Source organism: Lentzea sp. HUAS12 (genome assembly GCF_024125735.1).
Lineage (GTDB): Bacteria > Actinomycetota > Actinomycetes > Mycobacteriales > Pseudonocardiaceae > Lentzea > Lentzea albida.
On the sequence record NZ_CP099738.1, the window covers coordinates 8,433,468 to 8,454,583 of the forward strand.

Annotated in this window: 21 protein-coding genes; 13 read left to right on the forward strand and 8 right to left on the reverse strand. The window is 69.8% G+C overall.

Features of this window, described 5'->3' with window-relative positions:
* The first annotated feature begins 46 nt into the window (after window positions 1–46).
* Window positions 47–1,702: a DUF262 domain-containing protein gene (locus ND450_RS39535; RefSeq protein ID WP_253323194.1), complete on the forward strand. Its 1,656-nt coding sequence runs from the start codon at window positions 47–49 to the stop codon at window positions 1,700–1,702.
* Here ND450_RS39535 and ND450_RS45810 read toward each other — a convergent pair whose 3' ends face one another.
* A complete protein-coding gene (locus ND450_RS45810) occupies window positions 1,703–1,828 on the reverse strand; it encodes a hypothetical protein (protein ID WP_256557383.1) in 126 nt (41 codons plus the stop codon). It abuts the gene before it with no gap.
* Between the two features lie 61 nt (window positions 1,829–1,889).
* On the opposite strand from ND450_RS45810, the gene ND450_RS39540 reads away from it, so the two are divergent.
* Window positions 1,890–2,573 (forward strand): 3-keto-5-aminohexanoate cleavage protein, encoded by a 684-nt coding sequence (locus ND450_RS39540; protein WP_253323195.1) that lies wholly within the window; start codon window positions 1,890–1,892, stop codon window positions 2,571–2,573.
* A gap of 25 nt (window positions 2,574–2,598) precedes the next feature.
* Here ND450_RS39540 and ND450_RS39545 read toward each other — a convergent pair whose 3' ends face one another.
* Window positions 2,599–3,252, reverse strand: coding sequence for an ACT domain-containing protein (locus tag ND450_RS39545; RefSeq protein ID WP_177230139.1), 654 nt, complete (start codon window positions 3,250–3,252; stop codon window positions 2,599–2,601).
* A gap of 230 nt (window positions 3,253–3,482) precedes the next feature.
* On the opposite strand from ND450_RS39545, the gene gatC reads away from it, so the two are divergent.
* The 7 genes from gatC (at window position 3,483) to ND450_RS39580 (ending at window position 12,689) form a co-directional block, all read left to right on the forward strand.
* A complete protein-coding gene (gatC, locus tag ND450_RS39550) occupies window positions 3,483–3,782 on the forward strand; it encodes an Asp-tRNA(Asn)/Glu-tRNA(Gln) amidotransferase subunit GatC (protein ID WP_030467875.1) in 300 nt (99 codons plus the stop codon).
* The gene (gene gatA, locus ND450_RS39555; RefSeq protein WP_253323196.1) at window positions 3,779–5,263 is read left to right on the forward strand and encodes an Asp-tRNA(Asn)/Glu-tRNA(Gln) amidotransferase subunit GatA; all 1,485 of its coding nucleotides are present in this window, start codon (window positions 3,779–3,781) and stop codon (window positions 5,261–5,263) included. The genes gatC and gatA overlap by 4 nt, the downstream gene beginning before the upstream one ends.
* Window positions 5,260–5,457, forward strand: a complete 198-nt coding sequence (locus tag ND450_RS39560; RefSeq protein ID WP_245733102.1) for a hypothetical protein — start codon at window positions 5,260–5,262, stop codon at window positions 5,455–5,457. The genes gatA and ND450_RS39560 overlap by 4 nt, the downstream gene beginning before the upstream one ends.
* Entirely contained in the window at window positions 5,454–6,956 is a 1,503-nt protein-coding gene (gatB, locus tag ND450_RS39565) for an Asp-tRNA(Asn)/Glu-tRNA(Gln) amidotransferase subunit GatB (RefSeq protein ID WP_253323197.1), read from the forward strand. Before ND450_RS39560 ends, gatB begins: the two co-directional genes overlap by 4 nt.
* Before the next feature lie 205 nt (window positions 6,957–7,161).
* Window positions 7,162–7,368 carry a hypothetical protein gene (locus tag ND450_RS39570; protein WP_253323198.1) on the forward strand — a complete coding sequence of 69 codons (207 nt, stop codon included), beginning with the start codon at window positions 7,162–7,164 and terminating at the stop codon, window positions 7,366–7,368.
* Between the two features lie 286 nt (window positions 7,369–7,654).
* Complete coding sequence (locus ND450_RS39575; protein ID WP_253323199.1) at window positions 7,655–10,024, forward strand: CHAT domain-containing protein; 2,370 nt, start codon at window positions 7,655–7,657, stop codon at window positions 10,022–10,024.
* 178 nt (window positions 10,025–10,202) lie between these two features.
* Window positions 10,203–12,689: a M14 family zinc carboxypeptidase gene (locus ND450_RS39580; RefSeq protein ID WP_253323200.1), complete on the forward strand. Its 2,487-nt coding sequence runs from the start codon at window positions 10,203–10,205 to the stop codon at window positions 12,687–12,689.
* Between the two features lie 77 nt (window positions 12,690–12,766).
* On the opposite strand, the gene ND450_RS39585 is transcribed toward ND450_RS39580, so the two are convergent.
* From ND450_RS39585 to ND450_RS39595, 3 genes are read right to left on the reverse strand one after another with little or no spacing between them, the layout of a single operon-like run.
* Window positions 12,767–13,150 carry a VOC family protein gene (locus ND450_RS39585; protein ID WP_253323201.1) on the reverse strand — a complete coding sequence of 128 codons (384 nt, stop codon included), beginning with the start codon at window positions 13,148–13,150 and terminating at the stop codon, window positions 12,767–12,769.
* Window positions 13,147–13,515: an SgcJ/EcaC family oxidoreductase gene (locus ND450_RS39590; protein ID WP_253323202.1), complete on the reverse strand. Its 369-nt coding sequence runs from the start codon at window positions 13,513–13,515 to the stop codon at window positions 13,147–13,149. Before ND450_RS39590 ends, ND450_RS39585 begins: the two co-directional genes overlap by 4 nt.
* Window positions 13,512–14,036: a hypothetical protein gene (locus ND450_RS39595; protein WP_253323203.1), complete on the reverse strand. Its 525-nt coding sequence runs from the start codon at window positions 14,034–14,036 to the stop codon at window positions 13,512–13,514. The genes ND450_RS39590 and ND450_RS39595 overlap by 4 nt, the downstream gene beginning before the upstream one ends.
* A gap of 146 nt (window positions 14,037–14,182) precedes the next feature.
* Between ND450_RS39595 and ND450_RS39600 the strand changes: the two genes are divergently transcribed.
* Window positions 14,183–15,130, forward strand: coding sequence for a LysR family transcriptional regulator (locus tag ND450_RS39600; protein ID WP_253323204.1), 948 nt, complete (start codon window positions 14,183–14,185; stop codon window positions 15,128–15,130).
* A 4-nt stretch (window positions 15,131–15,134) separates the two neighbouring features.
* On the opposite strand, the gene ND450_RS39605 is transcribed toward ND450_RS39600, so the two are convergent.
* Window positions 15,135–16,295: a sorbosone dehydrogenase family protein gene (locus tag ND450_RS39605; RefSeq protein WP_253323205.1), complete on the reverse strand. Its 1,161-nt coding sequence runs from the start codon at window positions 16,293–16,295 to the stop codon at window positions 15,135–15,137.
* Window positions 16,296–16,330: 35 nt separating this feature from the next.
* Window positions 16,331–17,209 (reverse strand): alpha/beta fold hydrolase, encoded by an 879-nt coding sequence (locus ND450_RS39610; RefSeq protein ID WP_253323206.1) that lies wholly within the window; start codon window positions 17,207–17,209, stop codon window positions 16,331–16,333.
* A 28-nt stretch (window positions 17,210–17,237) separates the two neighbouring features.
* Between ND450_RS39610 and ND450_RS39615 the strand changes: the two genes are divergently transcribed.
* The 3 genes from ND450_RS39615 to ND450_RS39625 all read left to right on the forward strand — a co-directional run bounded on the left by ND450_RS39615 (window position 17,238) and on the right by ND450_RS39625 (window position 19,202).
* Window positions 17,238–18,152, forward strand: coding sequence for a 2-hydroxyacid dehydrogenase (locus ND450_RS39615; RefSeq protein WP_253323207.1), 915 nt, complete (start codon window positions 17,238–17,240; stop codon window positions 18,150–18,152).
* A gap of 69 nt (window positions 18,153–18,221) precedes the next feature.
* A complete protein-coding gene (locus ND450_RS39620; RefSeq protein ID WP_253323208.1) occupies window positions 18,222–18,950 on the forward strand; it encodes a DoxX family protein in 729 nt (242 codons plus the stop codon).
* 9 nt (window positions 18,951–18,959) lie between these two features.
* Window positions 18,960–19,202 (forward strand): hypothetical protein, encoded by a 243-nt coding sequence (locus ND450_RS39625; RefSeq protein ID WP_253323209.1) that lies wholly within the window; start codon window positions 18,960–18,962, stop codon window positions 19,200–19,202.
* Here ND450_RS39625 and ilvD read toward each other — a convergent pair.
* Entirely contained in the window at window positions 19,199–21,043 is a 1,845-nt protein-coding gene (ilvD, locus tag ND450_RS39630) for a dihydroxy-acid dehydratase (protein ID WP_089925582.1), read from the reverse strand. The two genes, ND450_RS39625 and ilvD, sit on opposite strands and share 4 nt — an antisense overlap.
* Window positions 21,044–21,116: the final 73 nt, after the last annotated feature.

Below are 21,116 nucleotides of genomic sequence, written 5' to 3' on the forward strand. Positions count from 1 at the left end.
TCTCGCAGGACGTAACGACGGCCTGCACCCGCCCGATGAGGCGGTCATGCACAAGCTCGAAGCCCACGAGGTGCCTCTGCACAAGGTGTTCGGCAGCGACTACGACTTCCGGATCCCTGACTACCAGCGGCCCTACGCGTGGGAGGTCGAGCAGGCCCACCAACTGCTGGAAGACCTCGTCGAGGCCGTCGACGGCGACGAGCCCTACTTCCTCGGGTCGATGGTCCTCGTCAAGACCGACGGCAAGGCCGACTCCGAGGTGATCGACGGCCAGCAGCGGCTCACGACGCTCACCATCCTCCTCGCGATCGTCCGCGACCTCGCGCCTCCCGGAGGCATCCGGGACTCGCTCGGCAAGATGATCGTCGAGCAGGGCGACGAGCTGCTCGGTCTCGAGCCGAAACCGCGGCTCGCGCTCCGGAAGCGGGATCAGGACTTCTTCCGCGCGCACGTGCAGGAACCCGGCCGCATCGAGGACCTGGTCGCGCTCGGTGACGGAGCGCTGAAGACTGACGCGCAGAAGGCGATCCGCGACAACGCCAAGGCCTTGCGCGCCGCTCTCGTCGACCTCGGCGAGGAGGCGAGGCACCGGTTGGTCAGGATGATCAGCTCGCAGACGTTCCTCGTGGTCGTCAGCACCCCGAACCTGGCCAGCGCTCACCGGATCTTCAGCGTGATGAACGCCAGGGGACTCGACCTGTCTCCGGCGGACATCTTCAAGTCGAAGGTCATCGGCGAGCTGGACGACGAGTACGCCAGGAAGTGGGACGAGGCCGAGGTCAGGCTCGGCCGCAGCGACTTCGCCGACCTGTTCCTGTACATCCGGATGATCTTCGCGAAGGAACGCGCCAAACAGGACCTCATGACCGAGTTCCCGAAGCAGGTGCTGAACCAGTACCTCTCGGGACGACAGGCCGAGTTCGTCGACGACGTGCTGGTGCCGTATGCCGAGGCGTACGAGCAGATCCGCGACTTCGAGTACGAGTCGACGGTCAAGGCGGAGCAGATCAACTCGTGGTTCCGCCGCCTCGCCCAGATCGACAACAGCGACTGGTTGCCGCCCGCGTTGTGGGCCGTGCGCCACCACGGTGACGATCCCGGCTGGCTGGACGCGTTCCTCTCGAGGCTGGAGCGACTCGCCGCCAGCATGTTCGTCCGCCGCATCTACACCACGCCACGGGTGATCCGGTACTCCAACCTGCTGCGGGAACTGGCTGCCGGGCACGGGCTGGACTCCCCGGCGTTCGTTCTCGACCCGGACGAACGCGCGGAGACCGTGCGGCAGCTCGACGGTGCGCTCTACCTGGTGCAGAAGACACGGCGGTACGTGCTGCTCAGACTCGACGAGATGCTGGCGGGTGATCCCGGGGCCGTGTACAAGTTCCCGGTCATCACCGTGGAGCACGTCCTGCCGCAGAGCCCGAAGGAAGGCTCGCTGTGGCTGAGCGACTTCACGGCGGAGGAGCGCACCACCTGGACGCATCGGCTCGCGAACCTCGTGTTGCTGAACCGGTGGAAGAACTCACAGGCGAGCAACAGCGACTTCAGCACGAAAAAGGTCAAGTACTTCCTGAGCGGCAAGAGCGTGTCGGCGTTCGCGCTGACCAGCCAGGTGATCGCGCAGGCGGAGTGGACGCCCGCCGTGTTGGAGACCAGGCAGAAGGAACTGCTGCGCACGCTCAGCGAAGGCTGGGACCTGTGATCAGGGCTTGCGGCGCTTGACCGCGACCACGATCACCGCCACCAGCGCCAGCAACCCGGCCACGCCCAGCGCCAGGTCACCGATCGCCAGGTCGTCGGCTTGGGCGAGCACCAGGGCCAGTCGCATGGGAACCAACCTAATCCTTGGACCACCGCCGCGCCGAGGATTGTGTGGGACCGTATGAGGTGTGCTGCAAGCCTGTCTGAACGGCTCCCGCACAGCCGAGGAGCACCCGGCCCTGCCGCTGTCCCCCGAACGCCTCGCCGAGGACGCGGCCGACGTCGCCGCGCTCGGCGTCACGTCGGTGCACATCCACCCGCGTGACGTCATCGGCGGGCTCACGCTCGTCGGGCCCGAGGTGGCCACGACGATCGCCACCGTCCGCGCGGCCGTGCCCGGCATCGAGATCAGCGTGTCCACCACCGTGCCCGGCCGCTGGGAGCCCCTGATCGCCAGCTGGGCGGCGCTCGCGGCGGGTCGGCCCGACGTCGCCGGCGTGCACGTCGCGGAACCGGGCTGGCGCGACCTCGCCCAGGCCCTGCACCGGGTGGGCGTCGGGGTGGAGCTCGTCGTCGCCGCTCCGGCGCGGCTGGAAGACCTGCCCGAAGGCGTCAGCCGGATCACCGTCGTGGCGACGAGGGAGACGGCCGAGGACCTGCTCGCCCACGTGGAACCGCTCGGGCTGCCGGTCCTGCTGCACGGCCGCGACAGCGACGCCTGGTCCGTCCTCGACTACGCCGCGGTCCTCGAACACGACGTGCGCATGGGCCTGGAGGACACGCTGCACCTGCCCGACGGCCGCCTGGCCAGGAACAACGCGGAACTCGTGGCGCTGGCCAGGAGACGCCAGCGCACCAGGGCGCCGAGCTAGTCGCCGGGCCCCGAACACCGCCCGGCTAGTCCGGGAGCACGACCGCGACGATGCCCGCCAGGTGCGCCAATCTGGCCACCTCGGCCGCACGGAACATCGGGCCCCCTGGCCGCCCCACCACGAGCACGCGGTCCGGCTTGCCCAGCGGCGTCGCGGCCAGTTCGGTGCCCAGCTCGCGCCAGGTCTCCGGTACCCACTCCTCCTCGCCGTCGAGCACGGTCGCGCGCTCCAGCGGGAACCACGGCACGTCGAGCATGCGGGTCTCGGGCGCGGCCGACGACGCGGTCAGCCGGTGGATGCCGGTGCCGTTCGGGCCGACCACGACGGCCCAGCCGGCACGGATGATCTTCGGGACGCCCTCGGTGAAGATCTCGAGGCCCTTGCGCGGTTCCTCGGCGATCTCCTCGACCAGTTCCAGCTCGCGGTGGGTGTCCAGGATGCCCGCGTAGGGGCGCACGGCGTCGACCTCGACGCCCTCGATGGACTCGGCCGCGGTGATCAGGGTGTCCGGCAGGCGGCCGGAGGGGAGCTCCACCACGAGGTCGTCGATGGCGAGGCCGGAACCGCGTTCCACCACGTCGACGCTGAGTATGTCCGCCCCGATCTCGCCCAATGCCGTTGCGACCGCGCCGAGGGTGCCGGGACGGTCCGGGAGCTGGACCCGGATCAGGAACGACAAGGTGAACGCCTCCATAGCTCGTGCGAGAGACCCCGCGTCTCGCGCCGTTGCCGGTCGGTGATTCTCGCAGACGCATCGTCAACGCATGACCTGCTGTCCGCGTTGCGGATCGGTTAAGTTGACGTGCCAGTCAACCGTAGTGGCGGTAACCCGTTCGAAGGCGCGCCTGACCAGCCCATAGACTCACGGGGTTCCCGATTCGTATCCCGACCCTACGGGGGTTGACAGGAGTGCCCAGCATCTCCCGCGACGAGGTCGCGCACCTGGCGAAGCTCGCCAGGCTGGCTGTTACCGAGGACGAGCTCGACTTGTTCGCCGGCCAGCTCGACGTGATCCTCCAGTCGGTGGCTTCCGTTGGCGACATCGCCACGGCCGACATCCCGCCGACGTCGCACGCCGTTCCGCTGACCAACGTCTTCCGCGAGGACGTGGTCCGTCCGAGCCTCGGTCAGCAGCAGGCGCTCTCCGGCGCTCCTGAGGCCGAGGACGGCCGGTTCCGCGTGCCCCGCATCCTGGGTGAGGAAGCATGACCAACGACCTGATCCACGCCACCGCGGCCGAGCTCGCCGCGAAGATCCACAGCGGTGAGGTCACCTCCGTCGAGGTCACGCAGGCCCACCTGGACCGCATCGCCGAGACCGACGGGAAGGTCAACGCCTTCCTGCACGTCGACACCCAGGGCGCGCTCGCGCAGGCCCGCAGGGTCGACGAGGCCGTCAAGGCCGGTGAGCAGGTCTCCCCGCTCGCCGGTGTGCCGTTGGCGCTCAAGGACGTCATGACGACCGAGGGCGTGCCGACCACGGTCGGTTCGAAGATCCTCGAAGGCTGGCTGCCGCCCTACGACGCGACGGTGACGCGCAAGCTCAAGGAAGCCGGCGTCGTCATCCTCGGCAAGACGAACATGGACGAGTTCGCCATGGGTTCGTCCACCGAGAACTCGGCGTACGGCCCCACGCACAACCCGTGGGACCTCGACCGCATCCCCGGCGGCTCCGGCGGTGGCTCGTCCGCCGCGCTGGCCGCCCTGCAGGCGCCGCTCGCGATCGGCACCGACACCGGCGGCTCGATCCGCCAGCCCGGCGCCGTCACCGGCACCGTCGGCGTGAAGCCGACCTACGGCGGTGTCAGCCGCTACGGCCTCGTGGCGTTCTCGTCCAGCCTCGACCAGGCCGGTCCGTGTGCGCGCACGGTGCTCGACGCCGCGCTGCTGCACGAGGTCATCGCGGGCTACGACCACATGGACTCCACGTCCATCAACGCGCCCGTGCCACCCGTCGTCGCCGCCGCCCGCGAGGGCCTGAGCGGTGACCTGTCCGGCCTGCGCATCGGTGTCGTCACGCAGTTCAGCGGCGAGGGCTACCAGCAGGGCGTGCTGCGCAGCTTCGAGGCCGCCGTGTCGCAGCTCAAGGAGCTCGGCGCGGAGATCGCGGACGTGTCGTGCCCGAGCTTCGACTACGCGCTCCCGGCGTACTACCTCATCGCGCCGAGCGAGTGCTCGTCGAACCTCGCCCGGTTCGACGCCATGCGCTACGGCCTGCGCGTCGGCGACGACGGCACGCGCAGCACCGAGGAGGTCATGTCGCTGACCCGCGAGGCCGGCTTCGGCCCGGAGGTCAAGCGCCGCATCATGATCGGCACGTACGCGCTGTCGTCCGGCTACTACGACGCGTACTACGGCTCGGCCCAGAAGGTCCGCACGCTGATCACGCAGGACTTCGCGAAGGCGTTCGAGAGCTTCGACGTGCTCATCTCCCCGACCACGCCCACCACGGCGTTCAAGATCGGCGAGCGCGCGGACGACCCGATGGCCATGTACAAGGCCGACCTCTGCACCATCCCCGCGAACCTCGCGGGCACCCCGGCCATGAGCGTGCCGAGCGGTCTGTCCGATGAGGACGGTCTGCCGGTCGGTCTGCAGATCATGGCTCCCGCACTGCAGGACCACCGCATGTACCGCGTCGCCGCGGCGTACGAGGCGGCGCGTGGCGCGTTTGGAGGGCCGTCGCTGTGAACATCAAGAAGGCAAGGGGCCTGCTCGGCCTGGCCGGCGCCGTGGCGGGTGCGGTGGGAGCGTTCTCCGGCTTCCGCAACGCCCGCGCGAAGAACGACAAGCTGATGCTGGCGAACGCGGTCGCGAGCATCGTCGTGGCGGTCACCGGTGCGGCGCTCGCGGCGCGCGCTCTGCGGAAGGACGAGTTGGCATGACCGCTCTGGTGGAGCTGATGGACTACGACGAGGTCATCGAGAAGTACGACCCGGTCCTGGGCCTGGAAGTGCACGTCGAGCTGCACACCAACACGAAGATGTTCTGCGGCTGTGCCAATGAGTTCGGCGGCGAGCCGAACACGCACACCTGCCCCACGTGCCTCGGCCTCCCGGGCTCGCTGCCGGTGGTGAACGCCAAGGCCGTCGAGTCCGCGATCCGCATCGGCCTCGCGCTGAACTGCGAGATCGCCGAGTGGTGCCGGTTCGCGCGGAAGAACTACTTCTACCCGGACATGCCGAAGAACTTCCAGACGTCGCAGTACGACGAGCCGATCGCGTTCAACGGCTGGCTCGACGTGACGCTGGACGACGGCGAGGTCATCCGCGTCGAGATCGAGCGCGCGCACATGGAGGAGGACACGGGCAAGTCGCTGCACGTCGGCGGCGCGACCGGTCGCATCCACGGCGCCGAGCACTCGCTGCTCGACTACAACCGCGCCGGCGTGCCGCTGATCGAGATCGTCACGAAGATGATCCCGGGCACCAAGGAGCGCGCTCCCGAGGTCGCCCGTGCCTACGTGACGGCCCTGCGTGACCTGCTCAAGGCGCTCGACGTGTCCGACGTCCGCATGGACCAGGGCTCGCTGCGCTGCGACGCGAATGTGTCGCTCAGCCCGAAGACCACCGGCGCCCTGGGCACCCGCACCGAGACCAAGAACGTCAACTCGCTGCGCAGCGTCGAACGCGCCGTCCGCTTCGAGATGACGCGCCAGGCCGCGGTGCTGGAGTCCGGCGGCGAGGTCGTCCAGGAGACCCGTCACTTCGACGAGTCGTCCGGCAGCACCTCCCCGGGCCGCAAGAAGGAGACGGCGGAGGACTACCGCTACTTCCCGGAGCCCGACCTGGTCCCGATCGCGCCGTCGCGCGAGTGGGTCGAGGAGCTCCGCGGCACCCTGCCCGAGCTGCCCTGGGAGCGCCGCGCGCGCATCCAGAAGGATTGGAACCTCACCGACGAGGTCCTCCGCGACCTGGTCAACGCGGGCGCCCTGGACCTCATCATCGCGACCGTCGAGGCGGGCGCGAAGCCGGACGAGGCCCGCCCCTGGTGGGTGTCGTACCTCGCGCAGCAGGCGAACGCCCGCGGCGTGGAGCTGTCGGCCCTGCCCATCACGCCGGCCGACGTGGCGCGCGTGATCGAGCTGGTCAACACCGGCGCCCTGACCAACAAGCTCGCCCGCGAGGCCGTCAACGGCGTCCTGGAGGGCGAAGGCACGCCGGACGAGGTCGTCGAGAAGCGCGGCCTCAAGGTCGTCTCGGACGACTCGGCGCTCGAAAAGGCCGTCGACGAGGCCCTCGCGGCCCAGCCGGACGTGGCCCAGAAGATCCGCGACGGCAAGGTCCAGGCGGCCGGCGCCATCGTCGGCGCGGTCATGAAGGCCACCAAGGGTCAGGCGGACGCGGCCCGGGTTCGCGAGATCGTGCTCGCTCGCTGCTCCTAGATACATATAGGACATAAAAATCACAAAGGGTCACCTGTTTGTGCAGGTGGCCCTTTGTGATCTTAGGCCGTCTGAGTGGCTGTTAGCTAAATGAGACGTATGTGTGTAGCCGTGTGTGCGACTCTTTCGGGGCAATCCATCTGGGGGGATGGATGGTAATAGTCCAAACGAGGGGGGAAACCTCATGAGTGGCCAGCACGAAGGTTTGTTCACAAACATCGTCGACAAGTTCAAGGACATCCTGGACGGCGACGACGACCGCAAGGACAAGACCCCGGAGCCGGAAGACCCGCCGCTGGAGACGCAGTGCTGCGGCCGTCCTCCCGGCCAGCCGCTGCTCGGTTCGTTCGAGCACGAGGTCGACTGCCCGAACCACCCTGACAACCTCGCCACCACGGAAAAGGTGGGCTAGGTAACCCTCCGCGTTGTCCGCCGGCCTGGCAGCGCCTGGTTGGCGGACAGCGCCGTTCGGGGGCGTGTGGTGTGATGATCACATGCCCGCTCGTGCCTTGGACAGAGCGCGCGAGTTGTACCTGAGCGGATTCGCTGAGCAGGAGAACTACCGCGTTCCCGCAGCCATCCGATTGTTCAACCGTGCTCTCGTGCACGCAGACCGCGCACCCGACAGTCCTGAACGGACTGATCTGCGGGTTCGCATCCTTTACAACCTGGGACGCTGCCTGGGTGAAACCATCGGCATGGCGGAGGCCGTCAAGACGTTCGACGCCGCGCGCCGTGAAGCGGACGTCCTCGTCGATTCACGGTCCCGTTCGTTGCTGCACGGGTGCATCGACCACAGCCAGGGCATGATCGTTCTTCGATTGGGGCAACCGGACCAGGCGGTGCAGTGGTTCGGCCCGATGATCTCGTTCGTCGAGGAGGAGATGTCCTCGACACCGGAGCGGGTCGCGTCCGAACTCGTGCGCCGGTTGGCCTCATCCCTGATCGCCAGGGCGTTCGCCTACGCCGCCGTTCGCAAGCCCGAGTTCGCCATCGCGGACCTCGAACACGCGAACGCGCTGTCCCGTGAGTACGAACTCGACGACCTGTACCCGTACACGTTGCACGCCATCGCAAACACCCACAAGCAGAGCGGTGACTTGGCGGAGGCGTTGCGGCATTACGAGGAGGCCGGCCGCGTTCTGAGTCGGCAGGAGCAGGCCTCCCTGCTCAGCGGGGTGCAGTTGGACCACGCCGAGGCCATGCTGATGGTCGGACTGTCCGATGAGGCCGGCCGGGCGCTCGATGAGGCCTTGCCGGTGATGCGCAAGGAGAAGGTTCACCAGGACATCGCCGAGGTCGAGATGTTCCGCGCCTCCGCCGCGTTGCTGGACGAGCAGTTCGACCTGGCGCGCCGGATGGCCAGGCGCTCCCAGCGCAAGCTGGAGAAGCGCGGCAGCACCTGGTGGATGATGGCCGCGCTGATCGAACTCTGGGCGCATGCTCTGCAGGCGAAGCGCGTCACCGGCGCCCTGGTGCAGAAGGCCCTGACGTTGTCCGCGCACCTGGAGGCGAACCGTCTGGTGGACGAGGCCAGGCTGGCCAAGCTCCTGGCGGCACGGCTGGAGGTCCGTCGGCGCAGGATGCCCGAGGCGGAGGAGTTGCTTCGGCAGCTTCCCGGTCCGCGAGCCGTGACCCCGATCGACCACCGGATGCAGCGCAGGCTAGTGCTCGCCGAACTCGCCTTGGCGAAAGGCAATCGCCGGTCGGCGCTGCTGCACGCGCGCAAGGGTCTGGACGAGTTGGGGAGCGTGCGCGACCAGCTCGGCGGGCTCGAGTTGGTGTCCGCCACCGCCGTGCACGGCCGGGAGCTCGGGGTGCTCGCGATCCGGCTGGTGCAGGAGAGCAACGACGCGCGGCAGCTGTTCACGTGGCTGGAGCGCACGCGAGCGCAGACGTACCGGTACGAGCCGCTCGAACACGTCGAGAACCCGGAGCTGGCCGAACGGATCGCGGAGGTGCGCGGGCTCGGGCGCGACCTGATGCGCGCCGGCCTCGACGGCAGGCCCACCGCCGAGCTGCGGTCCAAGTTGGCCAGGGCGCAGCGGGAGGCCAACCGGCTCGGCTGGAACGCGCAGCGCTGGGGGCGGCCTCGGCCGATGGCGGGGCTCAGGGACGTGATCGCGGAGCTGGGCGAGCGGGCCATGGTGAGCTTCGTCGTGTCCGGTGGCGACATGGCGGCCGTGGTCGTCGCCGGCGCCAAGGTCCGGCTGGTGCGGCTCGGGGACGCCACTGAGGTGCTGGAGAGCGCGCAGAAGCTGCACTTCGACCTCAACGCGTTGGCGCCTGACCACCTGCCGCCGCCGTTGGTGCAGGTGATCGGCGCCTCGGCCCGCAAGCAGGCGGACGCGCTCGACGCGATGCTGATCAAGCCGCTGGTCCACCTCATCGGTGAGCGCGAACTGGTCGTGGTGCCGACGGGCACGCTGTACGCGGTGCCTTGGGGCGTGATCCCGAGCCTGCACGGCAGGCCCGTCGTCACGGCGCCGAGCGCCACGGCGTGGCTGGCCGCGAGCCAGGCGGAGCGGCCGGCGACCGACAAGGTGCTGCTGGTGCGCGGGCCCAACCTGGGGTTCGCGGACGGGGAGCTCGACCGGCTCGCCGCGCACCACGAGAAGGCCACGGTGCTGTCGGGTGAGGACGCCACGGCGGCGAAGGTCCTGGAGCACCTCGACGGTGCGGACCTCGTGCACGTCGCGGCGCACGGTGAGCACGAGAACGAGAACGCGCTGTTCTCGCGGCTGGAGCTCGACGACGGGCCGTTGTTCGCCCACGAGCTCGGACGGCTGCGCACCCCGCCCGCCCACGTCGTGCTGGCGGCCTGTTCGCTGGCCCTCAACCGGATCCGGCCCGGCGACGAGGCGCTCGGGTTCGCCGGCGCAATGCTGGCGGGTGGGACGCGGACCGTCGTGGCGGCGGCCAGCAAGGTCGGGGACGAGGTCAGTGCCGCGGCCATGGCCGACTACCACCGGGCGCTGGTGGCCGGCGCGGCGCCCGCGGTGGCGTTGGCCGAGGCGATGGCCAAGGACCCGTTCCGGCGGCCGTTCCTCTGCCTCGGTTCTGGCTAGTCCGAACGAGTGGTTCGTCGGCTCGAAGTCGCTGGTCAGTGGTGACTTCTGCGCCGGCCGTGAACGTATCTGGTGAACTTTTCGCGGGGCTGTGCCATGGTGGAAGTGGACCGAGGGAAGCAACGGCCCGCCTATCGGCTCTAGCCGGTGAGCGGGCCGTTGTGCGAGAAACGTCCGCATGCGCAGAACTCTGCTCGCCGTTCTCCTGGCGGCTGCCGCGGTCGTGGCGGCACCCGTCAACGGAACGGCGCAACCGTCGAGCACGGACCGTGAGCCCGGGAACGGGCCTGAGCGCAACGAGACCGCCACGCTGGACAGCGCTTTCCAAGCGCGTGCACTCACGGCCCAGGGGGAGAACCGGGCCGACGGACACCAGGGTTATCCGCGCCGGACGACGCTGCGGACGTATCCGGAGAACGCGGCCGACAAGTCCATCAAGCTCGGTCTGGCGCCGTACCACTCGCTGGCGCCGCGGCTGAACGCGTTGCAGCAGAAGAGCAACAGGGTCTCCGTCGAGGTCGTCGGCCAGTCGGGGCTCGGCCGCGACCTCTACCTGGTCACGCTGACGGCACCGGAGAGCCCGGTCGAGGCCCGGTTGCAGGAGCGGTTCCGCGCCGACATCGAGGAAGGCCGCACCGTCCCGCAGAGCCTCTACAAGGCGCCGATCTGGATCAACAACAACATCCACGGCGACGAGTGGGAGGGCACGGACGGCGCGTTGCGCGTCATCGAGCACCTCGCCACGAGCAACGACAAGGACACGCGGACCCTGTTGCAGCGCAGCAGGGTCTACTTCAACCTCACGGCGAACCCGGACGGCCGCGTCGCCGGCACACGTGCGAACAACGCGGGGTTCGACCTCAACCGCGACTTCGTCACGAGCTCCCAGCCCGAGAACCGGGCCATGCAGGACATCGTGGAACGCACGCAGCCGCTGATGATGTTGGACCAGCACGGTTACGTGACGAACACGCTGATCGAGCCGACCACGCCGCCGCACGGCCAGAACTACGACTTCGACCTGTACATCAAGCACGGCTACGCCAACGGCCTGCTGATGGAGAAGGCCGTGCAGGCGCTCGGGCACCCCGAGGCGGCGAAGCCCGAGATCCCGTTCCGCGACTACCCGGTCGGTGAGTGGGACGGCTGGGCGCCGATCTACACCGCGCAGTACGCGATGTACCACGGCGCCGTCTCGTACACGATCGAGATTCCGATGCGCGTCAACCGGTCCGACTACGAGAACCAGCCCGCGGCGGAGCTGCAGCGGCGTTCGAAGATCAACACGGACGTCGTCGAGGCCACCATCAAGACCACGCTCGACTACGTGGACGACAACCGGCGCAGCCTCATCGCGAACCAGACCGAGATGTTCCGCCGCGGTGCCAACGGGGAGAAGCAGCGGTACATCCCCGACGGGTTCGTGCCCGGCTTCGGGCCGGAGGACCGCTTCACCACTGAGTTCCCGCGCGCCTACGTGATCAGCAACGACCGGTCCGCCCCCGCCGCCGCGCGGCTCGTCGACCAGCTCGTCCGGCACGACGTCCGCGTCGAACGGGCGGAGCGGGCGTTCACGCTGGGTGGCAAGCGGTACCCGGCCGGGTCGTACGTCGTGGACATGCACCAGCCCAAGCGCGGCCTCGCGAACGTGATGCTGGAGCAGGGCAGCGACATCTCCGACAAGGCGCCGGTCATGTACGACATCTCCGGCTGGAGCCACCGCCTGCTCTGGGGCGCGTCGGTCGACGTCCTCCGGAGCGGCCAGTTCCGGTTCGACGGCAGGCCCGTCACCGCCGCCTCGCCGACCGGTGCGCTCGACGCCGCGCCCGGCGCCGACCTCGCACTGACCCTGACCGACCAGAAGGACGTCAGCGCGGTCAACGACCTGCTGTCGCGTGGCCTGGAACTGCGCCGCCAGGACGACGGCACGATCGTCGTCCCCGCCAGGGAGAGGGCCGCCGCGAAGGAGGTCGCCGACCGCTACGGCGTGCGCTTCTCGACGGCGAGGCCCGGCGGCGTCGCGTTGCAGCGCAAGGTGGTCGCGGCCGCCGTGTCCGCCGACGAGCTGCAGGTGCTGCGCGAGTCCGGCTTCGAGATCCGGACGATCTCCACGGCCGTGCTGAACGCGGGCTTCGACTGGTCGCGCATCGACGCGCTGTACGTGGGTGCGGGCCTGAACTACGGCCAGCTCAACGCCACCGCCAGGGCCGCGCTCGACGAGTTCCTCAAGCGCGGTGGTGTGGTCACGCGCGGTGCGACGGGCAGCAGGTTCAACACCGACGCCAAGCTCCTGCAGGCCACCCCGGTCGCCGGCTGGGAGGACGCCAACGGCGTGGTGAACGTCGTCAACGGCACCGGCCCGATCGGCACGGGAGCGCTCCCGCACTCGTTCGTCTACTCACCGCAGTGGTTCACGAACCTGGGCGCGGGCGTGACGGTCGAACAGCGCTATGGCAGCACGGTGATCGCCGCAGGCCACTGGCACGCACGAGACAACGGCACGGGAGGCCAGGACGCGGCCGCGGGACAGGCGGCCGTCGTCTCGGGCACGGCGGCGAACGGGGCGAAGGTGGTGCTGTTCGGCACCGAGCCGATGTTCCGCGACCACCCGAAGGGGCTGTACGCGCAGGTCGCGAAGGCCCTCTTCTGGAGCGGCACGCGCTAGACGGGAAAGGGGCTGGGAGGCCCCGACAGCCTTCCCAGCCCCTCCAGTACCCCACAGAGGGGTTCCCGCTGAGCGATCTACGAAACCCCCGGTGAGGTCTCCGCGGCGCCCGGCGGCAGGAAGCCGTGCGCCGACAGGTCGAACCAGTTGCCCTCCGGATCGATCGCCCGGTACTCGGCGAACGGCCTGTCCCCGCCGCGCAGGGCGGGTCGTGGTTCCAGCGACTCGAGGTACGGGGCGACGTCGTCGACCTGGAACCCGAAGTGGTTGAAGCCGGTCGGCACGTCCCCGTCCAGCCGCTGCTGGATCAACGCCAGGTTCACGTACCCGTCGGTGACGAAGTGGCTGCCGTCGGGATCGGTGTGGAACAACGACATCCCGAACCGCGAGGTGTAGAAGTCGGCCATCTCCTTCGCGTCCTGCACTACGAAGGCGATGTGCCGCAACCGTGGCCTGCTCATGACCGTCCCTTCGGGATCATGTTGTGGAAGGCGGCGACCTCCCACCCGTCCGCGCGCCGCACGACGACGGCCTGCGCGTGGGTGGTGATGCCCGCCGGGGCGATGGACGACGTGACGTGCACGACCGAGATGGCGTCGGTCAACGGCCTGACCAGGCTGATCTCGGCGGTGAGCTTGGTGTCGCGGTACGGCCCCGCGAAGAGCTCGGCGTGCCCGCGGGCCACGGCCTGCCGCCCGAACAGCTCCTCACCGCGCACCGTCACGAAGTCGACGTCCTCGGCGAAGGCGGAGGCGAACGCCGTGGCGTCCCCGACGGCCCAGCCCTGCTCCATGCGCTGCCACAGCGCGTAGATCTCTTCGGTCATGAGTGGTTCGTCCTCAACGGCAGGCGCAGGCACTGGGCGTCCCACGCGGCGAGCGAGTAGTAGAGGCCGCCGTGGCGGCGTTCGAGGTAGCAGACGACGTTCACGGGCCACCCGGCGTTGCGGAACATGTGCTCGTCCATCGGCGTGGGGCTGTCGCTCAACGGCCGGTCGCGCTCGCACTCGGGGCCGAGCCGGTGCCAGTCCGGGTGCAGGTGGATCGAGCCGAGCACGTCCAGGCCGCGAGCGTCCGCGGCACGGGTGATCGTCAGCAGGTCGGCGGGGTCGAGCCACCACGCCCGCACCGGGTTCTCGTAGGCCGTGCCGAACCGCGGCACGATCGCCGTCGCGAACTCCTCCCGCGCCGACGGGTCGGTCAGCCGCGCGTTGCGGCCGAACGCCACCTCCGACACCACGGCCTCGGCGCCGGCGGACCGGCCGAGCAGCACCGCGAAACAAGGTCTCGGTTCGTCCTCGGTGATGAACGAGTATTCGGCGGACGCGGCCTCCAGAAACGTTTTCACAGCGCGGTGCGAAAACAGCACCGCATCGGTGCGCGCCGGGCGCTCGGCCAATTCCATCACGCGGGCGAACGTATCGAGACCACGACGTCTCACGCGAGATTCCGGAGGGTATTGGCCCTATTACATTGAGCGATAACATCGGTCGCATGCGTCTGGAAGTGCGACACCTCGAACTGGTCGTGGCGATCGCCGACTGCGGCAGCCTGCGCAAGGCCGCCGCGCGGCTGCACCTCACGCAGCCCGCGGTGACGACGCAGCTCAAGCGCATCGAGAGCCACCTGGGTGGCGCGTTGTTCCTCCGCGCGGCCGACGGCGTCACCCCCACCCCGGCGGGTCAGGACTTCGTGCAGGAAGCCCGCTCGATGCTCACCCGGCTCGTCGCCCTGGAACGCGTAACGCGCCGTAACGCGCAAAGTCCCAGCGCCCCCACCAGGCTCGCCGGAATCCCCGCATATCACTTCGGACTACTGGTGAGTGCGTTGAAGGACAACGTCACGAGTCGCACCGTCAAGGAGACCGGGACGCTCACCGCGTTGCTCACGACCGGTGAACTCGACATCGCCGTGATGCGTCGATTTCCCGGTACTCCGCTCACCTTTCCGCCGAACGTCGGACACCGCCTGCTCACCCGCGAGCCGCTGTTCGTCGGAGTGCCCGGCCACCACCCGCACGCCCAGGACGGGGAGATCGCCCTCGAAGCGCTTGCCGGCGACAGGTGGGTCATGCCCGAGCCCGACGACAGCGGCATGAACGCCCACTTCGCCCGCGAGTGCGCGGCCAGGGGGTTCGAGCAGCGGATCGCGCACTTCAGCAGCGAGGCGCACGTGGCGTTGACGCTGATCAGGGAGTCCGGCGCGGTCTGCCCGCTCTACCCGGTCGGCGGCACCCCGCCCGGCGTCGCCCGCCTGACGGTCGCCGGGAACCCGCTGGTCCGCGAGGTCGTGCTGGCCTGGCGGACGGACGCACCGGTGGCCGAGGAGGTCGACGACCTGTGCGAGCAGGTCGCCGCGGGCTACCTGAAGCTGGTGGAGGAGAGCGAGGTCTACGCGCGGTGGTGGCGCGACGGAGGAGAGGCGTTCGCGCTCACCCCCTGAGACCTCAGTCCTTCGTGCCGCCGCCGTTGTTCGGCCGCACGATGATCGCGACCCGGTCGTCGGACGAGATGGGCTGGCCGCCGTTCTTGTTGACCGTGCCGACCAGCGCCGCCGACTCGTTCAGCATCTCCATCGGCCCGAGCAGGCCGAAGCCGTCCTCGGCCATCACGATCTCCGGCTTGCCGGTGAACGCGCCGGTGGCGTTCATCGACAGCGACTGGTAGCCGGGCGACTTGGACGTCGTCACGTTGAGCTCGTCCGAGTACGACGCGCAGCCCATCACGCCTGGCCGGTCCGGCCACGTCCACGCGGCCTCGCCGAGCTTGCCCGGCGCGACGCGGTAGACGACGTCGGCGTTCGCGGCCCAGTCCGTCACCCAGACCTTCTGCGTGTCCGCCGAGACGCACAGGCCGCCGGGCAGCCGCAGGCCGGACGACACCACCGCGGTCCCGGCCGTCGGGTTGCCCTGGGCGGGCTGGCCGGAGCCGTCGATGCGCAGCACCTTGCCGGCCAGCGAGTTCGGGTCGGCGGCCAGCGCGGGGTTGCCGGCGTCCCCGGTCGCGACCAGGATCGCGCCCTTGCGGTCGCTCGCCAGCACACCGCGATTGCCCGACGGGCCCTTCGGGATGCCGGTGAGGATCGGCTTGGGCGTGTCGCCGGGGGCGATGCGCAGCACCCGGTTGTCCGTCGCGGTCGTGACGTAGACGTACGCGAGCTGGTCCTCGGCGAACGTCGCCGACAGCGCGAGGCCCGTGAGGCCGCCGTCGGTCGACGCGTCGACCTGGAGCTGGGCGATCACGACCGGGTCGACGTCCTTGGTGACCTTGAGCAGGCGCCCGCCGCGTTCGGTCGCGTACGCGGCCACACCGCCCTGCGCGTCCCCGCCGATCGGGGCGACGCCCGTGACGGTGTTGAGGCAGGTCGCCACGACGGCCGGGTGGTAGTCCTTGCAGCCCTGCGGCGGAGGCACGCTCTGCGGCGCCGGGTTGCGCCCCTGCTCACCGGGCGCGGGCTGGTACTCGCCGGGCAGCTCGGGACGGGGACCCGCCTGCGGGGTCAGCTGTGGTTGCGCGCTCCACTGCGTCGGCGCCGGCTCGTCGGGAAAGCTCGCGCAGCCCCCTGCCAGCAGGCAGGCGGCGGTCAGCAACGCAACGGAACGAACCACGGCCCCAGGTTAGGGGCGCGACCGTGAACCCGAAGTCAACTTCTCCCCGACGTGGCGAAGTCGACCGAACGCACCCGGTCGAGCAGCAGGTCGAGCTCGTCGCTGACCACCTCGGGCGCCTCCAGCGGCAGGTAGTGGCTGCACGGCAGCACCCGCAGCCTGGCCTGCGGCAACGCCGAGACGGGCCCGGACATGCTCTCCGTCGTCGCCAGCACGTCGTCCCGGCCGGCCAGCAGTGTGATGGGGCACACGATCGGGGAGAGGTCCTGACGCGGCGTCTCGCCCAGCGCGAGGGCGAGCGTGAAGTACCAGCGCCAGTCGTGCTGCAGGAACCGGCTGACCGCGTGGCCGACGTCCTTCGGGTCGCTCGACGGCTTGATCACGCCGCTGTGCCGCAACAGGAACGTCGTCGCGTCCGTCACCGGTAGCCGGTGCAGCACCCTGTCGAGCACCGGACCGGCCTGCTGCAAGAGCTTCGTGCCGGTCAGGCCGACGATCCGGCGCACGTTCCTCGGCACCAGCGGCAGCATGGCGTCGAACGAGTCACCCGGCGCGCCCGCGACGAGCAGCAGGCCCGCCACGCGTTCCGGATAGCGCAACGCCAGTTCGGCCGCGACCGTCACGCCCATCGACCAGCCCATGACGACGCACCGCTCGACGCCCGCGTCGTCCAGCGTGGAGATCGCGTCCGACACGTGGTCGTCCAGCGAGATGTTGCGCTCGTCGACGGGCCGGTCCGACCCCATCGTGCCGCGCATGTACCAGCTGAGCAGGCCTGCGCGCCCGGTCAGCGACGGCCACGACTCGGGGCCGGAACCGACCCCGGGGCACAGCAGCACCGGTGTCCCCTCGCCGGGGACCTGCCACGTCCGGATCTTCGTGCCGTCCCAGGCGATGATGTCGTGCTCCCGCATGGCGGACATTCTGACGTACTTTGACCCGGTGACGCTCACCGTGCTCGTGCCAGATGACTTCGGAGTCCAAGCGCTGTCCCAGGTGGACGGTGTCCGGCCGGTTCGCTACGTGCCGGGGGAGCCGTTGCCGTCCGCCGGGATGGACGCCGAGGTCCTGATCCCCAGGTTCCTCGCCGGCACCGACCCGCGCGAGGTGTTCGCGCAGCTGCCGAACCTCAAGCTCGTGCAGCTGCTCAGCGCCGGCGCCGAGAACTTCGTCGGCAAGGTGCCGGACGGCGTGCTGCTCTCCACCTGCCGCGGCGCGCACGGCGGCAGCACGGCGGAGTGGGCGATCGGCGCCCTGCTGGCCATCTACCGAGACCTCCTCGTCTTCGAACGCGCCCGCGCCGAGGGCCGCTGGGACTACCACCTCACGGACACGTTGCAGGACAAGAAGGTCCTGGTCGTCGGCGCCGGGGACCTGGGCGAGCAGCTGCGCAGGCGCCTGGAGCCGTTCGACGCCACCGCGACGCTGGTCGGCCGCACCGCCCGCGACGGCGTGCACGGCCGGGACGAGCTGCCGGAGCTGTTGCCGCAGTTCGACGCCGTCGTCGTCTTCACGCCCATGACCGAGGAGACCCGCCACCTCGTCGACGCCAAGTTCCTGGCCGCGATGAAGGACGGCGCCATCCTGGTCAACGGTGCCCGCGGCCCCGTCGTCGACACGGACGCATTGCTCGCCGAACTGAATTCCGGGCGACTGCGCGCGGCCCTCGACGTGACCGATCCCGAGCCGCTGCCCGCGGACCATCCACTGTGGACGGCGCCGGGCCTGCTGCTCACCCCGCACGTGGCCGGTTCCTGCGAGGGGCACACGCGGCGCGCCTACGCCGTCGCCGTCGCGGAGATCTCCCGGTTCGCCGCGGGGGAGGAGCCCCGCAACCTCGTACGCGGTGACTACTAGCCCATCCGGGTGAAACTGGGCTGCCGTTCGGCTCTCGCGCGCCCGCACGCGTGCCCCTAGCGTGCGGGCGTGGCCACTCACGACAAGGGCTCGACCAGCTCGAGCGCCTTCTCCGAAGACTCGTTCTACTCGGGTAGCGGAGGAGGAGTTCACCACTTCGACGACAGCACCGCGAGAGTCGGCGGAGACACCGTGCAGTCCTACGACTCGACGACGAAGTCGTTCGACAACACGGGCTACACGCCGCTGGACACGTCCACTGTGGACGACCGGGACGACGACCCGTTCAGCGACGACCGCAGGAAGTTCGGCTGGACGGCCGGCCCGGACATCGGCCTGCTCGGCCTGCGCGCCGTGCTCGGCGGCATCTTCGTGCTGCACGGCCTGCAGAAGGTCTTCGGCCTGTTCGGCGGCCCCGGCATCACCGGCTTCGCGCAGTCGCTCGAGAAGATGGGCTACCGCGAGTCCGTGGTCCTCGCCTGGGTCACCGGCATCACCGAACTGGCGGGCGGCGGCCTGCTCGTGCTCGGCCTCTTCACGCCACTGGCCGCGGCGGGACTGCTCGCCGTGATGGCCAACGTCATCGCGTTGCAGTACAAGGGCGGCTTCTTCGGCCCCAACGGCGTGGAGCTCGAACTGGCGCTCGCCGGCATGGCCTTCACCGCCCTGTTCGCGGGCCCCGGCCGGGCCGCGCTCGACTACAACCGCAGCTGGTTCCGCCACCCGCTGGCGGCCGGGTTCATCGCGCTGGTGATCGGAGCCGGCGGCGCGGCCGTCACGTACTTCGTCTTCCGGTAGAAAAGCCCCGTGCCGAAGAACGTGACGGGAGCCGTGCTCCAGCTCGCCCTGGTGGTGGTCGGGATCCCGGTCGTCTACCTGGTGGCGTTCCCGTTCGGGCTCACCGCGCGATCCCTGCTGCCGCCGCTCGGCCTGCTCGCGGGCCTGGTCGTCGCCGGCGTCATGGTCAAGAAGACGAACCAGCCCGTCAGCGGACCGCTGACGGGCTGGCTGGTCTTCGGCGCCTGTCTGGCGCTGGCGTTCGCTCTTTAGCGGCTGGGGTCGCGGACCGCGCCCGTGGACGCGTCCGTCGCCATGCGCGCGTACGCCCGCAGTGCACCCGTGACCGGGCGGACGCGGTCGACCGGTTGCCACGGCCGTTCCGACGCCTCCATCTTGGCGCGGCGCTCGGCCAGCACCTCGTCGTCCACCAGCAGTTCGAGCCGGCGCTCGTGGACGTCGATCAGGATGCGGTCGCCGTTCTCGACGAGGCCGATCGTGCCGCCGCCCGCCGCCTCCGGCGAGATGTGGCCGATCGACAGGCCCGACGAACCGCCGGAGAACCGGCCGTCCGTGATCAGCGCGCACTTCTTGCCGAGGCCCGAGCCCTTGAGGAACGCCGTCGGGTGCAGCATCTCCTGCATGCCGGGGCCGCCGGACGGGCCCTCGTACCGCACGACCAGGACCTCGCCCGCCTGGATCTCCTTCTTGAGGATCACCGAGACGGCCTCCTCCTGGGACTCGACGACGCGCGCCGGGCCCTCGAAGTGCCACAGCTCCTCGTCGATGCCCGCGGCCTTGATGATCGCGCCGCGCTCGGCCAGGTTGCCGCGCAGCACCGCGAGGCCGCCGTCCTTGGTGTAGGCGTGCTCGAAGTCGCGGATGCAGCCGCCGGCCGCGTCGGTGTCCAAAGAGGACCAGCGGTTCGACGTCGAGAACGCCTCGGTCGTCCGCACACCACCGGGGGCCGCGTGGAAGAGCTCCAAGGCCTCCTCGGACGGGTTCTCCGCCCGGATGTCCCACTTGCCGAGCCACTCCGCGAGCGTCGGCGTGTGCACCGACGTCACGTCGTCGTTCAGCAGGCCCGCGCGGTAGAGCTCGCCCAGCAGGGCGGGGATTCCGCCGGCCCGGTGGACGTCCTCCATGTGGTAGTCGGAGTTCGGCGACACCTTCGACAGGCACGGCACGCGGCGGGACAGGTCGTCGATGTCCTGCAGCGTGAAGTCGATCTCGCCCTCCTGCGCGGCGGCGAGGATGTGCAGCACGGTGTTCGTCGAGCCGCCCATGGCCATGTCGAGCGCCATCGCGTTCTCGAACGCCTTGCGGTTCGCGATCGACCGCGGCAGCGCCGACTCGTCGTCCTCGCCGTACCAGCGCTTGCACAGCTCCACGACGACGCGGCCGGCCTCGGAGAACAGCTCGCGGCGCGCGGCGTGCGTGGCGAGCGTCGAGCCGTTGCCCGGCAGCGACAGGCCCAGCGCCTCGGTGAGGCAGTTCATCGAGTTCGCGGTGAACATGCCGGAGCAGGAGCCGCACGTCGGGCACGCGGAGCGCTCGACCTCGGAGAGGCCGTCCTCGCTCACGGCGGGGGAGGCCGACGCGGAGATCGCGGTGATCAGGTCCGTCGGCGCCACGGCGACGCCCTCGACGACAACGGCCTTGCCGGCCTCCATCGGGCCGCCGGACACGAACACGACGGGGATGTTGAGGCGCATGGCCGCGTTGAGCATGCCGGGCGTGATCTTGTCGCAGTTCGAGATGCAGACGATCGCGTCGGCCTGGTGCGCGTTGACCATGTACTCGACGGAGTCGGCGATGATCTCGCGGCTGGGCAGCGAGTAGAGCATCCCGCTGTGGCCCATGGCGATGCCGTCGTCGACCGCGATGGTGTGGAACTCGCGCGGCACGCCACCCGCTTCTCGCACGGCCTCGGCCACGATGTCGCCGAGATCGCGCAGGTGCACGTGGCCCGGCACGAACTGCGTGTAGGAGTTGGCGATCGCGATGATGGGCTTGCCGAAGTCGCTGTCCGTCATGCCGGTCGCGCGCCAGAGGGCGCGGGCACCGGCGGCGTTGCGACCGTGCGTGGTGGTGCGAGAGCGGAGCTGAGGCACTGCTCCTCCAGATTCAGTTCAAGAAAAAAGCGCGCGGGACGCGGGGGTGAGGCGTCCACCAGTCTGGGAGCGG

Bases quoted from the DNA above. Each gene is read 5' to 3' on its own strand.
- ND450_RS39580 (WP_253323200.1), top strand. From the start codon at position 10,203: ATGCGCAGAACTCTGCTCGCCGTTCTCCTGGCGGCTGCCGCGGTCGTG.
- ND450_RS39585 (WP_253323201.1), bottom strand. From the start codon at position 13,150: ATGAGCAGGCCACGGTTGCGGCACATCGCCTTCGTAGTGCAGGACGCG.
- gatA (WP_253323196.1), top strand. From the start codon at position 3,779: ATGACCAACGACCTGATCCACGCCACCGCGGCCGAGCTCGCCGCGAAG.
- ND450_RS39610 (WP_253323206.1), bottom strand. From the start codon at position 17,209: ATGCGGGAGCACGACATCATCGCCTGGGACGGCACGAAGATCCGGACG.
- ND450_RS45810 (WP_256557383.1), bottom strand. From the start codon at position 1,828: ATGCGACTGGCCCTGGTGCTCGCCCAAGCCGACGACCTGGCGATCGGT.
- ND450_RS39600 (WP_253323204.1), top strand. From the start codon at position 14,183: ATGCGTCTGGAAGTGCGACACCTCGAACTGGTCGTGGCGATCGCCGAC.
- ND450_RS39575 (WP_253323199.1), top strand. From the start codon at position 7,655: ATGGCGGAGGCCGTCAAGACGTTCGACGCCGCGCGCCGTGAAGCGGAC.
- ND450_RS39535 (WP_253323194.1), top strand. From the start codon at position 47: ATGCACAAGCTCGAAGCCCACGAGGTGCCTCTGCACAAGGTGTTCGGC.
- gatB (WP_253323197.1), top strand. From the start codon at position 5,454: ATGACCGCTCTGGTGGAGCTGATGGACTACGACGAGGTCATCGAGAAG.
- ND450_RS39590 (WP_253323202.1), bottom strand. From the start codon at position 13,515: ATGACCGAAGAGATCTACGCGCTGTGGCAGCGCATGGAGCAGGGCTGG.